The following is a 13,263-nucleotide window of genomic DNA, read 5'->3' as shown; positions in this document are numbered from 1 at the left end:
TTTTCAACGGGTGTTGAGTCAACTACAATACCCCGCATGTCGCACCTTCCTCCCCTCAGCGCACTGCGGGCTTTCGAGGCAGCCGTCCGCCTCGGCGGGTTCGCACGCGCGGCGGTCGAGCTGAACGTGTCGACGAGCGCGGTCAGCCACCAGATCCGTTCTCTCGAGGAATCGCTCGGCGCGCGCCTGCTCGAACGCAGCACGGGGCTCGGCGGCATCAGTCTCACGCCGGCCGGTGCGCGCCTGCTGCCGGCCGTCAGCGACGCGCTGGCGCGCCTGACCGACGCCTGTGCCGAAATTCGCGGCACCGAGCAGCGCCTCACCGTTTCCGCCAACGCGCCGTTTTCGTCGATGTGGCTCGCGCGCCGTCTCGCGGAATTCTCGTCGCGTCATCCCGAAACGCCGCTGCATGCCGTCGTGCTCGACGACGAACCGGATTTCACGCGCAGCAGCGTCGATCTGGCGATCGTGCACGTGCCCGCGCATCGGCTGCGAGCCGACGACGACGTGCTGATGCGGGAGACCGTGTTTCCGGTATGCAGCCCCGAGCTGTATCCGTACGCATCGGGGTACGTGTGCCGCTCGCGGCTGCTGCAGGAAATGCACGAGAACAGCCCCGAGATCGACTGGCGCAACTGGGCCTCGGAATTCGGCTTGCCGGATGACTTCGAGACGAAGATCGTCCGTTACAGCAGCTTCAGCCAGGTGATCGGCGCAGCGCTCGGCGGCGCGGGCATCGCGCTCGGCCGCATGCCGCTCATCGAGCCCGAACTGCGTAGCGCCCGGCTGGTGCCGCTGGTGCCGGGCCTTGCACGCGATGCGTCATGGCGTTTCGTGCTGCGCCGCCACCCGTCGACGCGGCACCGGCTGCTCGATCCGCTGATCGCGTTCCTGCGCCGCGAAGCGGAAGCGCCGCCGTTCGTCGCAAAGATCGTTGCGCCCGCATCCAATGACAGTCACGCAAGGGGCGCGGGCGGCGCGTAGCAAGCCGGCACGCAAAGCCGGCCCCGCCTGCTCACCGGCCGGTCACGGCGCCGCGAAGAACAGCGCGACGACGCACACCATTCCACCGAACCACACGAGCGAGCGCAGCGCCGCCCAGTTCAGCAGGTACATCAGCGTGTAGACGACGCGGATCGCGACGAATCCCATCGCGATCTGGTCGACATGGTGCGCATTCGCGCCGTTATGCCACGCGACGACCAGCGCGGCGGTGAACAGCGCGAGCGCTTCCCACGCATTCTGGTGCGCGGCCTGCGCCCGCGCGCGCCATCCTTCGAGCTTCGCCAGGTACTCGCGCGGCGTGTGGTTGTCGTAACCCTTGCGGGCCTTGGCCAGGAACGTCAGCGGGAACGGCAACAGCGCGACGATGAACAGGCACAGCTGGGACGTGGTCATCCAGGTCTCCTCCTTTATGGTTACATTGATCAATGACAGGGTCGCGCAGAGCTTAGCATCGGGCGGTGCTGTTCAGGCACCGGTTTTCTAGACGGGAGACTCGGCCGTGCGCGGTGCTGAGGCCCGTGGCAGCACACATCCGGCGCAAAAAATTCCACCAAATCACCGATAAATACGTTAATTAAAACTGGTCGAACACCAATAAGATAGCGTTCAACACTGGCTTGGCGCATCGCCACGCCACTCTGCCCGACCCGCGCCGCCCCGCCGCGCGCCGAACGACTTTTCGACCCGAGCCTGCCCATGCCCCGTCCCATCGTCGCCCATGTCCGTCCGGACGCCGTCCGCCACAACCTCGACTTCATCCGCCGCACCGCCGCGCAATCGCGCGTGTGGGCCGTGATCAAGGCCAACGCATACGGTCACGGGATCGAACGGATCTACCCGGGCCTCGCGGCCGCCGACGGCATCGCGCTGCTCGATCTCGACGAAGCCGTACGCGTGCGCGAGCTCGGCTGGGACAAGCCGGTGCTGCTGCTCGAAGGGATCTTCGAGCCGGCGGACGTCGAACTGGCCGATCGCCACCGGCTGACGGTGGCCGTGCACTGCGACGAACAGCTCGACCTGCTGATCGCCGCGAAGCCGCGACAGCCGCTCGACATCCAGTTGAAGATGAACTCGGGGATGAACCGGCTCGGCTACCGGCCGTACGCGTTCCGCGCCGCGTGGGAACGCGCGGCGGCCGCGCCGTCGATCGGCAAGATCACGCTGATGATGCATTTCGCGAACGCCGACGAAGGCGAAGTCGACTGGCAGCTCGAGCAGTTCGACGCGGCCACGGCCGGGATTCCGGGCGAGCGCTCGGCGTCGAATTCGGCGGCCGTGCTGTGGCATCCGCGCGCGCACCGCGACTGGGTGCGGCCCGGCACGATCCTGTACGGCGCGTCGCCGACCGGCGCGGCGGGGCACATCGCCGACACGCCGCTGATGCCCGCGATGACGCTGACCAGCAAGATCATCGGCGTGCAGACGCTCGCGCCGGACGAGACGGTCGGTTACGGTCGCCGCTTCACCGCGGACCGGCCGATGCGGATCGGCGTGGTCGCGTGCGGCTACGCGGACGGCTATCCGCGCCACGCGCCGACCGGCACGCCGATCGCGGTGGACGGCATGATGACGCGCGTCGTCGGCCGCGTGTCGATGGACATGCTGACCGTCGACCTGACGCCGTGCCCGAACGCGGGCATCGGGTCGAGCGTCGAGCTGTGGGGCGATCAGGTGAAGGTCGACGATGTCGCGGAAGCCAGCGGCACGATCGGCTACGAGTTGATGTGCGCGCTCGCACGCCGCGTGCCGGTCGTGATCGTGCCGCCGGGGGCGTCGGAAGTGCAGCCGCTGCTGCGCACGGGCAGCCACGGGCGTTGATGGCGGTCACGGATGCGGCGTCACGCGCTCGTGTCGTGGCGCATCCGGATCCATTTGAGGGCTGCGTTGCAAGCGGCCCGTTTGTTTTTTACGGCGGCATGGAACGCAGGCGAACGAGCACTCGTTACCGCCCCGCCGCCACGCGGCGCTACGACCGCCACGTCGGCTTGCGCTTCTCCAGGAACGCATCGATCCCTTCTCCGGCGTCCTCTTCCATCATGTTGCGCGCCATCACGTCGCCCGCATACGCATAGGCTTCGTCGAGCGGCAACTCGCGCTGCCGGTAGAACATCTGCTTGCCGTAGCGCACCGCCGCCGGGCTCTTCGCGACGATCTCCGCGACCTTGCGCGCGACGGCCGCGTCGAGCGCATCCTCGGGCACGGACTCGTTGACGAGCCCCCACGCGGCGGCCGTCGCCGCGTCGACGAAACGCCCGGTCACGAGCATGTCGAACGCCCGCTTCGCGGTGACGTTGCGGCTCAACGCGACGGCCGGCGTCGAACAGAACAACCCGACGTTGATGCCCGACACGGCAAAGCGCGCGGTGTCGGCCGCAATCGCAAGGTCGCACGCGGCGACGAGCTGGCAGCCGGCCGCCGTTGCGATCCCCTGCACGCGCGCGATCACCGGCACCGGCAATGCGCGCATCGCGAGCATCACGCGGCTGCATTGCGCGAACAGCGTGCGGTAGTAATCGAGTTCGGGCTTGCCGCGCATCTGCCGCAGGTCGTGGCCCGCGCAGAACGCCTTGCCTTGCGCGGCGAGCACGACGCAGCGCACGTGCGGATCGGCGGCCAGCGATTCGAACGCGTCGTGCAGGCTCGCGAGCATCGCCTCCGACAACGCGTTGAACTGTGGCGGCCGGTTCAGCCGCAGCGTGACGACGCCGTCGTGCGCGTCGCGCAACAGGATCGGCTCGGCAGTCTCTTGATCGGGTTCCATGATGTTCCGCTCGACAGGGTTCGGCAGGATTCGGTGCGGCGCGAACAGCGCAGCGATCGTGCACGCGCGTTCGCGGCGTATCGATGAAATGGTCCTCCACATTCGGCGCGGCGTCCAGTCACGTGCCTTTCGCGGTGCCCGCCGTCCGCGCGGTAAAGGCGGCCGTCGCATAGGCGACACAGCCGACCGCCGCGATCGCCCACAGCGCGTCGGTCAGATTCGGCAACAGTATCGTCGCGGCGCCTGCGATGGCCACGCCGAGCAGGCTCCCTGCCTGTCTCGCCGCATTGAGGAATCCCGACGCCACGCCCGCCGCATCCGCAGGCACCTGTTCGAGCACGGTCGCGATCATCGGCGCCACGGACAACGCGGTCCCGGTGCCGAAGGCGGCCATGGCCGCCCAGACCACCGGCCACGGCGCGCGCAGCGTGAGCGCGACCGCGAGCGCCGGAATGGCCAGCGCCGCCATCCCGAGGCCGTTTGCCATCAGCCGGACCGGGTGGACGCGGCCCTGCCATTTCCCCGACAACAGATTGCCAAGCGACAAACTCAGCGCAAACGGCAACAACGTCAGCCCCGTCTGCCGCGCACTCATGCCGAAGCGCCCGTGCAGGTACAGGCTCAGGACGAACAGCAGACCGAAGTAGCCGACATAGACGAGACTGCCCATCACGTTCATCGCAACGAATATACGATTGCGAAACCAGACCAGCGGAACCATCGGATTGCGGGCGCGCCGCTCGACGACGATCAGCACGACGGCAGCGAGCCCGGCGACCAGCAGTGCACACCGGACTTCCGCGGCGCCAGGGCCGCGCGTCGGCAATTCGATCACTGCAAAACACAGTGCGCCGAGTGCCGTCGCACCGATGCACTGGCCGGCCCAATCGAAGTGGCGCGCATGCCGCGCGACCGACGCCCGGACGAGCACCGCCGCCCCGGCGAAGGCGAGCGCGCCGGTCGGCACATTGATCAGGAAAGCGCTGCGCCAGCCGAAATCATCCACCAGGATGCCGCCCAGCACCGGTCCCACGGCCACCGCGACCGACGCGATGCCCGCCCAGACCGCAATCGCGCGCGCCCGCTCGGCAGGCACGTCGAAAGTGCTGCGCACGACTGCGAGCGACGCGGGCAAAAAGAGTGCGGCGCCGATGCCCTGCACGAAACGCGCGGCCACGAGGATGGCCACGGACGACGCGACGCCGCACGCCGCCGATGCGCCGACGAACAACGCCAGCCCCGCGAGATACACGTGCTTCGCGCCGAACCGGTCGGACAGCGCGCCGCCCGCGAGGATCAGCGCCGCGAAGCTGAGCGTATACGCGTCGACGATCCACGCGAGTTCCGCGACCGTCGCGCCGAGATTCGTGCGCATCGCGGGCAGCGCGACGTTGACGATCGTCGTATCGAGTACCGCCATGAACATTCCGATCGCGACAAGCGCCAGCGTGAAGCGCTGCTCGCGCGCCGTCGGGCGGCTCGCTGCCGTCATGGATACGGGAACGGAAACGGGATTGCAATCGGTCATGAGATCTCCAGGCAGATGCCGGGAGTCTAGAAACGGCATGCGATGCAGAAAAGTGATAATTTTGCATTTCCCTGATGCAGATATGCATCCTCACTTCCCGCCGCCTTGCCCGATGACACTGTCGATCCGCATGAACTGGGACAATGCCCGCTTCTTCCTGGCCCTGGCACGCACCGGCACGCTTCGCGGCGCCGCGGCGCAACTGAACGTCGATCAGGCGACGGTGGGGCGCCGGATCGCCGCGCTCGAAGACGAGCTCTCGGCCCGCCTGTTTCTCCGAACCCCGGCCCTCTACGTGCTGACGACCGCAGGCGAAGCGTTGCTCGAACCGGCCGAAACGATGGAACGGGCGTCGCTCACGATCGAACGGCGCGTGATGGGGCTCGACGAGCAGCTGGCGGGAACCGTGCGCATTGCCACGACCGACTCGCTCGGCAAGCGTTTCGTGATTCCCGCCATCGCCCGCTTGCGGCGCAGGCATGCCGGCATCGACGTCGTGTGCGTGACGTCGACCGAAATCGCCAATCTCACGCGCCGCGAAGCGGATCTCGCGATTCGCACGTTGCGGCCGGAATCGCCGGACCTGATCGTCAGGCGGCTCGGACATCTCGAAACGGGCATCTATGCATCGCGCCACTACCTGGCCGAGCGCGGCGAACCGGTCGCGGGCAGCGCGTTCGACGGACACGATCTGGTGATGTACCAGCAGCCGGTGATGCCGACGATGTGGGACGCGCTATGCGGCGAACCGACTTCGCGCGGCCGCGTGATGTTCCAGACATCGTCGACGATGATGCTGGTCGAGGCCGCGCTTGCAGGGCTCGGCATTGCCGAGCTGCCGTGCTTCCGCGCCGAAGCCGAGCCGGAACTGGTGCGTCTCATGGCCCGGCGATGCAATCATTTCGACGTGTGGCTCGTCGCCCATGCCGATCTCTACAAGACCGCGCGCGTGCAGGCCGTGATCGAAGCCGTCGTCGAAGAATTCGCAACCGCCGCGCCATCCACGCGGTAATCGAAGACCCGCTATCGAACGTCAATCCGTGATGGTCACTTCGACGCGGCGATTTCTCGCCCTTCCCGCCGCGGTTCCGTTGTCCGCCAGCGAATCGGCCTCGCCATTTCCCTCGACACTGATACGCGGCGCCGATACGCCAGCCGAAACGAGAATCTGGGCCACGTGCCGGGCCCGCGCTTCGGAAAGCGCCTGGTTAGACGCTTGGCGTGTCGAACGGGCCGACGTGCTGTCCGCGTAGCCCGCCACATGCACGGTTGCACTGCCGGTCAGCACTGCGATTTCCCGCCCGGCCGAAGCCACGACAGAAGCCCCCCACGGCGCCACCGCCGCATCCCCAGGCGCAAACAGGCCGCCAAACCGCAGCGTCAACGCATCGCTCCCGGGAGCGCGAATCAGTTCGACATTCCCCGCGGCAACCTCGTCGCGAAGCCGTTGTTCCAGGTTTCGAGCGAGCGCATCAAGCGGCAAAGCCCGGCGGGTCTCTTTCGTGCGCACCCAACGGTCCGCCGCGGCGTAGCCCCCGGCCCCCAGCAATAACGCAACAGCGAGACCTCCTACGAACCTCGCTCGCGATCGACGCACCGCCACCGGACGTACCCACGGATCGACCGTCTGTCGCGTACGTTTCGGCGGCTCGCTGACGCGATTCACGTTCAGCCCACCCGTCATAACCGCGTCGTGCACGTGTTCGCGAATCACCTGCAAGCGCTTGTGACCGCCTGCTTCAAATCGGTACCGCCCACGAAACCCGAGATCGAGTACGTTTTGGTACAACTCAATCAGATCGAGGTTCTCGCGCGGATCGCGCATGGCCTCGTCGATCAGCTGGAAAACACGGTCGCCGCCCTGACGATCATGCCCCGACACACTCGCCAGACTGTTGTCCTGCCATTCGACGCCGGTTGTTTCGCCCTTTCCCCACGACGTCTGCATCGCCGCCTCGTCGAGCGCGGAGCACAGACAATAGCTTGCGCGCCGGACATGCTCGGGGCTGAGCTGGAGTTCACCGGAGATCCGGGTGAAGAGACGAACTTCCTGCCCCAGCCATCGACGCCACCGTGTAATAGCGTCGGCATCGAGCATGTCGGGCGTATCGGCCAATGCCTGCAACAGAACGCGCGACGCTTCGAGCAGCGGGTTAATCGCCTGCTCCGCGGCCGTGAGCCGCGCGGCAACAGGCGGCGACGCCACGGCGCCTGCGTGGCCCCGCGGATCGGTTGTCGAAAGAGCCATCTTGATCGATCCCTCCCGGTTCAGCGGGAAGCGCTTCCCGCGCTCGCCGGCAACATGCCTCGCGGCAACCCCGGCGGCGGGCCGCTATCCGGCAGGTTGAACGCCGACATCGTGCTGGGGCACCGGAACGTCTTCAGCACGTCGCTCGTCAGCGGATTCGCGACACTCCCGGCGCTCGCGACGTCGAGCGCCGCTTGACGACCGTCGAAACTGAACGCGACGCGCGTGCGGCCCGGCGTCGCCGTCTCCATCACGCGACCTTTCTCGAGCAGGCGCATCAACGCCCAAGGGCCATCGGTTGAAATCGTCGACGTGTCCGGCCGGATGCGCGGGCTGGCCGTGATTTCCGTGTGGACGCCGCCACGCGGTCCCGGCCACGTGACCGTGAAAGGCGCCACCGGGCCATGTTGATAGAGCGTAGTCTGTCCATCGATGTCGAGCGACAGACTCATGATCGTCGGGTCGAGTTCGGGAATTCGGATGTCCGCCTTCCAGGTCAGTTGCTTGTGGCCGGGATCGTTGAAAAAGATGTCGCGGATTGCCTTCGCATGCTCGAACGGCTCCAGATCCGGCCCCTGGACGGGCTCGGTCGCGCCTGGCAGCGTCCGATAGCGCCACGGCTTCGCGGACGTATCGACGAACGGTGCCAGCGTCTTCACGAAGAAGTCATCGATCACGCCGCCCTGCGCAAACACGCGCGTGAAGTCGTCGATACCGACGTCGCGCTTGCTGTCGGGCGAAAACGGGTAATTTCCTTCGATCGTCAGCCGGCAAGCGTCGCCGACCACCGCCTGCATCTGGCGCGACAGCAGTTGGCCGATCCCCTGATTGACTTCTCGCGAACCATCGGCGGCAAGCTGCAGCAATACGGCGCGAAAGGGTGCCGGCATCGTGTCGGCCGTCATTTTCAGTTTCGCAGCTACGTCGCTCGCCGGCGGCATGCTGTTGTTCGATAACGCATTGTCGGCAACGGTGAGCGCCGTGTAATAGTCGTTCAGCAAGCTGGTAACGCCATCCAGCCCCGTCTTGTCCGCCTGTGTGGCAGCAGGTTGCGTATCGGATTGCGCATCCACGCTCCCGGTAACGACCTCGCGCAGCGCCGCAAAGTGATTGTCGACGAGTTCCCGTTCAACGCGCTCCGACGCCCGAATACCCAGCGCCTTGTCCGTCTTCTGATTGATCTGGTCGGCGGCCCGCTGCAGCAGCGAACCGTCCGTCACCGTCATCGGCTGCGCGAGCGTCGTCTCGTGCACGGCTGCGCGGGCAAGCCGCACGAGCGGCGAATCAGGTGCCGCGAAGCTGCGCAGCACCTTCAGATTGAACGCAAGGCTCGTGCCGCTTACGGTCCGGATGTCGTTGAGAAACGCGTCCCACTGCTGGGCATATTCCATCAGATATTCGCGGCGAACCGCGTCGGTCAACGCATCGTCCGCGCCGGCGGCGTTGCTCACGATCTCAGCCGTTTTTTTTTGAGCCTCGCCCAAGTATGAGCGTCCCATCACCCATGCGTCGTCGTCGCGCGCGATCTGCACGAACTCGGGCAGCCGTTTGTCGAACAGATTCCGATAGCCATCGAACGTGAAAAGCCCCGACACGCCGCGCGACAACGGTGCATCGCTTGCTCGCGTGAATACCGTGCCGGCTTGCGGGCCTACCGCGCGCAGCAACGTAAACTCGTCGGGCGCTTCCTTCAGCATGGCCGCCTTTGCGCGCTGGTAAAGGCGGTCGGTGGCGTTGCTACCCTCGAGAAAAGCGCGCGCCTGCTGCACCAGCGCGTCGTTGCGGATCACCGGAGACTGCACCACGCGCGCTCCGGAGAAAAGCTGTTGCACGTGGTCGATCATCGACGCCCTTCCACCGAAAGCAGCCGCGCTATCGGTCTTCGCCCAGTCGTCGAGCACCCACGCCTTGACGTCGGCGGCATTGAACTTCGCCTTGTCGTACAGCATCAGGTATACGCGCAGCGCATCGTAGGCCGCCTTTGGATCCTTGTTGGCAATTGCACCTGACATGACGTCTTCCAAACGATGCACGATCTGCGGCAACAGCAGGTTATCTTCGAGCGCATCGTAGGTGCGGTGGCTTTCGGTTGCAATGTCCACCGGCGTGTAGAGACCGTAGCGCCACGCGCTGTCCGGATCGGACAGGTCGAGTCCCGGGAAGGTCGGCAAATAACGCGCGTCTGTCAGCGTATCGGGCACGGCTTGCAGTTTCGGCGTCTTGTACAACTCCGTGACGCGGGCCGTAAGCGCCTGTACCTTTCGGCCAATCGTGGCGAGATAGTCGCCGTTGTGGCCGAAGCTCACGCGCAAGCCGATCGCCAGCCACACGAACAACAGCAGCGCCAATGTGTGGCCGATCAGGCGCAAGAGCCGGTAGCGGTATTCCCAACGCAGGTTGGGGCTCACCAGATGCGCTTCCGGGAACACGACACGGGTCAGCAGATCGTGCAGGAAGAACCCTTGGTTGCCCTCGGCTCGCGCCGATGAAACGGGGGCGTGGTCCTGAGTCGACAGAAGACGTTGAACGACTGTCCCGCGCTCCACGACGATCTCGCTGTCCCGTTGTCGTGCACTCGTGAAATACACGCCGCGCAACGTCGAATGGAGCTGGGTATCGTCGTAGCGCGAATCGAGAAACACCCGGTCGATCAGATCGAGCAGCGGTCCGAGCAGCGCAGCAAACTCCTCGGGCAGCGCCGCAAGCGACCGGCGCTTGCGCGTATCGTACTCATCCTGCAGATGCGTATCGATCGAACCGCTAAGCCGTTGCGAGAGTTCGGCAAGTTCCGCTTGGCAGCGGGCGCGCAGCCGTTCCTTCGCAACCGTTTCCTTGCCATACGGAAGCGTGAAGCCCCATGTCTGCGCCCTCCCCTCGGCCGTCAGCCCCCCGAAATACTCGGCGAAACCCGTCAGACGGTCCATCTTCGTGACCATTACATAGACAGGGAAACGAATACCCAGCTCCTGCCTCAGTTCGGCCAGCCGCGCGCGCAACGTGGCAGCCTCAGCCACACGCGCCTGTTCGTCGCCACCGGCCAACGTGGCAAGATCGATCGTCAGCAACGCGCCGTTGATCGGCGCGCGAGGCCGATGCCGGCGCAGCATGCCCAGAAATCCAAGCCATTCCGCGCGATCGACCTTCTGTCGGCGTTCGCCCGCACCTTGATCGGGCGGAACGACTGGGCCGCCGGCTGTCGACACGGCGGCGGCTTTCGATTGCGACGCCTCATTCCGCTTCGTATCGTCTTCAGCGCTTTTCGCAGCCGGCTGGGCATCGGCGCCGCCCTTGCCCGGAACGCCGGTGGCCGGCTTTCCCGTTTCCGCGGCGGGCGCCTTGACGTCCTCGGCCGTCGACATGCCATGATGCGTGTAGTAGCCGGCCGTGTCGATCAGCACCGCGTCGTTGGTCAGCCACCAGTCCACCGCGGCAGCGTCGCCGGCCGATGGCCCGGCCGCGCGCTGCATCTGCTCGGCGACGGGAAACACCAATCCGCCGTTCATCAGTACGCTGGTCTTGCCGGCCCCTTGCGAGCCGAGCGTGATGTACCAAGGCAACTCGTACAAATACCGCTTGCCCTGGAACAGCTTGCCAAGACCGCGCGCGCCGGTACGCATCGATTTGAGGCGCGCGAGCGCGCTCGTCACGACCGCTTCGATTTTCCGCAAGCGTGGTGCGGCAGGCGATTCATTCTCGCGGCGATCCATGCGCAGCATCTTCTTCATGAACGCGTCGTCTTCACGCATTTTTTGCCACAGGCGGACGATCCAGAAGAGGACAAAAGCGGCCACGACCAGTGCGATCGCGGTGAGTCGGGCCGACACGGGCTCGAACGGCGCCGTGTGGCCGAGCGACAGCAGCGGCGCCGCATACCAGATCAGCAGGCACAGCAACACGACGAACACGACGCTCGTCGACAAGCCCGCGAGCCAGAGCAGCACACCGGCGAGCAACAGCGCGATCAGCAGCACGCGCATGCCAGCGCCGGCGAGCGGCTTGAGCCCGCCGAACGCGAAAAGCGGCCCGACGAACCAGATCACCAATGCAACGACGATCAGTGCGAGGAACGCGAGGAACTGGCGCGAGGCCAGAAACGACAGGAACTGGAACTTCTTCATGTGGTATTCCGGAAACGGATCTGGCTTATCGTGCGACGTCGATTTCGACGCGACGGTTTTGCGCACGGCCCTGCGCGGTGCGGTTGTCGCCGACCGGATGGGCATCGCCTTTGCCGACGGCTTCGAGACGGTTTGCCGGCACCCCAGCGGCTTGCAGCATCTGCATGACCTGGGTGGCGCGCTCTTCCGACAGCACCTGATTCGATGCGAAATGCCGGCTGCGAATCGGCACCTTGTCTGTATAGCCGATGATCGTTACCTTGCCCGGCACCTTGGCGATCTCAGTGGCGATCTTCGCAATCAGCGGATTCATCGATGCCTGAACCGAAGCGCCGCCGGGCTTGAACATCGCGTCTCCGCGGAACGTGACGGCGCTGTGGCGAGCGTCTTCGTCGACACTGACGGTGCCGGCGGCGATTTCATCCTGGAGCAATTGCTTGAGGTGCAGTTGCGGCGGCGCGGGAGGCGGCGTCATGCGGGCGATGTCGGCAATCTGTTTCTGAACGTCCGCGCTACGGCTGACCAGTTCGTACTTGAACCAGCCGAACAATCCGAGCAGGATCACCGACAGGACGGTGACGGTGATCCATACCGGAAAATCGGTGAACGACAGGCGCTTGCCTTTCGCGGTCGATTGCCAGTGAGGCGATAGCGCCAGCGGCACCGGTTCGCGCTGCGACGTGATCACGTTGTAGAGCCGCTGACGAATCCCGTCGTGCTTGCGCTTGCCGTCGGTCACGCCTCGGTAGCGACCTTCGAAACCGAGGCTGAGAATCCGGTAAATTACTTCCAGGAGTTCACGATGCTCGTGAGGGTCCTCCAGCAAGCGGCCGATCAACAGGTAGACCTTGTCGCCGCCCTTGAGGTCTCCGTGAAAAGTGGTCGCAAGCCCTCCTTGGATCCATTCGATCGCCGACGAGCCCTCCTTGCCCCATGCGGTTTGCGCTACCGCTTCGTCGAGTGCCGTGCACAGGCAGTAGCTCGCGCCGATCATATGATCGCGCCGGATGTTTGCTTGCTCGCAAAGCCTGTCGAATACGCGAACCTCCTCCACGAGAAGCCTACGCAACAGCACGACCGCATCTCTCGACTCAAACGTCTCGGGCATGTCGGCCTGCGCACGCAGCAGCACACGCGATGCCTCGAGCAACGGGTTCCGTGCTGCCAGAATTGCATTCAGTCGCAGCGATTCCACTTTTCCCGGCGGGATGACGTAAGTCTTCTGGTTTCGATCGGGGTCGACGGTATCGGCAAACGTTGGAGCATCGACGGGAACCGATACGTCCTCCTTCTGGCCACCCAGATATTTCGCACGATCCATCATCCGATCCTCGCAACGGTATTGCTGACTAGTGCACATCCACACTCGGTTCGATGTCCGTGCAAAGCCACACGAACTCCACCAACCGTCAGCGTCGGATGAGCTTCGATAATCCTGTTTACGCCGTGCAGACGACCATCCGGATAACGTTGTGGACAATCAACCAGATCGTGAAGTCGCGCGATAGGCTTGCCGTCAATCGTGTGTGTGGCGGAACCCGTAATGATCTGGCCTCCGTGATCGGTGCCGTCTCCTAGTACTGCGATGGGAAGGGACATGAAA

General features: G+C 65.3%; 10 protein-coding genes. 3 read left to right on the top strand and 7 right to left on the bottom strand.

What is annotated here, in order from left to right:
• Positions 1–36 precede the first annotated feature (36 nt).
• Positions 37–984: a LysR family transcriptional regulator gene (locus BAMB_RS17595; RefSeq protein WP_011658516.1), complete on the top strand. Its 948-nt coding sequence runs from the start codon at positions 37–39 to the stop codon at positions 982–984.
• Between the two features lie 42 nt (positions 985–1,026).
• On the opposite strand, the gene BAMB_RS17590 is transcribed toward BAMB_RS17595, so the two are convergent.
• Complete coding sequence (locus BAMB_RS17590; RefSeq protein ID WP_011658515.1) at positions 1,027–1,398, bottom strand: MAPEG family protein; 372 nt, start codon at positions 1,396–1,398, stop codon at positions 1,027–1,029.
• Between the two features lie 303 nt (positions 1,399–1,701).
• On the opposite strand from BAMB_RS17590, the gene alr reads away from it, so the two are divergent.
• Positions 1,702–2,823, top strand: a complete 1,122-nt coding sequence (gene alr / locus BAMB_RS17585; protein WP_011658514.1) for an alanine racemase — start codon at positions 1,702–1,704, stop codon at positions 2,821–2,823.
• 148 nt (positions 2,824–2,971) lie between these two features.
• Here alr and BAMB_RS17580 read toward each other — a convergent pair whose 3' ends face one another.
• Both BAMB_RS17580 and BAMB_RS17575 read right to left on the bottom strand, forming a co-directional pair.
• The gene (locus BAMB_RS17580) at positions 2,972–3,766 is read right to left on the bottom strand and encodes an enoyl-CoA hydratase (protein ID WP_011658513.1); all 795 of its coding nucleotides are present in this window, start codon (positions 3,764–3,766) and stop codon (positions 2,972–2,974) included.
• 118 nt (positions 3,767–3,884) lie between these two features.
• On the bottom strand, positions 3,885–5,294 hold the full coding sequence (locus BAMB_RS17575) for an MFS transporter (protein WP_011658512.1): 1,410 nt from the start codon (positions 5,292–5,294) through the stop codon (positions 3,885–3,887).
• Positions 5,295–5,424: 130 nt separating this feature from the next.
• Between BAMB_RS17575 and BAMB_RS17570 the strand changes: the two genes are divergently transcribed.
• Positions 5,425–6,306, top strand: coding sequence for a LysR family transcriptional regulator (locus tag BAMB_RS17570; RefSeq protein ID WP_011658511.1), 882 nt, complete (start codon positions 5,425–5,427; stop codon positions 6,304–6,306).
• 21 nt (positions 6,307–6,327) lie between these two features.
• Here BAMB_RS17570 and icmH read toward each other — a convergent pair whose 3' ends face one another.
• Genes icmH through BAMB_RS35910 form a run of 4 tightly spaced genes read right to left on the bottom strand, consistent with a single transcriptional unit; the run spans position 6,328 to position 13,259 of the window.
• Positions 6,328–7,542, bottom strand: coding sequence for a type IVB secretion system protein IcmH/DotU (gene icmH / locus BAMB_RS17565; RefSeq protein ID WP_011658510.1), 1,215 nt, complete (start codon positions 7,540–7,542; stop codon positions 6,328–6,330).
• Between the two features lie 20 nt (positions 7,543–7,562).
• Positions 7,563–11,660 (bottom strand): type VI secretion system membrane subunit TssM, encoded by a 4,098-nt coding sequence (tssM, locus tag BAMB_RS17560; RefSeq protein WP_011658509.1) that lies wholly within the window; start codon positions 11,658–11,660, stop codon positions 7,563–7,565.
• A gap of 25 nt (positions 11,661–11,685) precedes the next feature.
• Positions 11,686–12,984 (bottom strand): type VI secretion system protein TssL, long form, encoded by a 1,299-nt coding sequence (tssL, locus tag BAMB_RS17555; RefSeq protein ID WP_011658508.1) that lies wholly within the window; start codon positions 12,982–12,984, stop codon positions 11,686–11,688.
• Complete coding sequence (locus tag BAMB_RS35910) at positions 12,981–13,259, bottom strand: PAAR domain-containing protein (RefSeq protein WP_011658507.1); 279 nt, start codon at positions 13,257–13,259, stop codon at positions 12,981–12,983. The genes tssL and BAMB_RS35910 overlap by 4 nt, the downstream gene beginning before the upstream one ends.
• Between the last annotated feature and the right edge of the window lie 4 nt (positions 13,260–13,263).

The sequence above is a fragment of the Burkholderia ambifaria AMMD genome, from assembly GCF_000203915.1.
In the GTDB taxonomy this organism is placed as follows: domain Bacteria; phylum Pseudomonadota; class Gammaproteobacteria; order Burkholderiales; family Burkholderiaceae; genus Burkholderia; species Burkholderia ambifaria.
The sequence above is the reverse complement of the archived record's forward strand: the minus strand, read 5'-3'. Positions and strand labels throughout refer to the sequence as shown.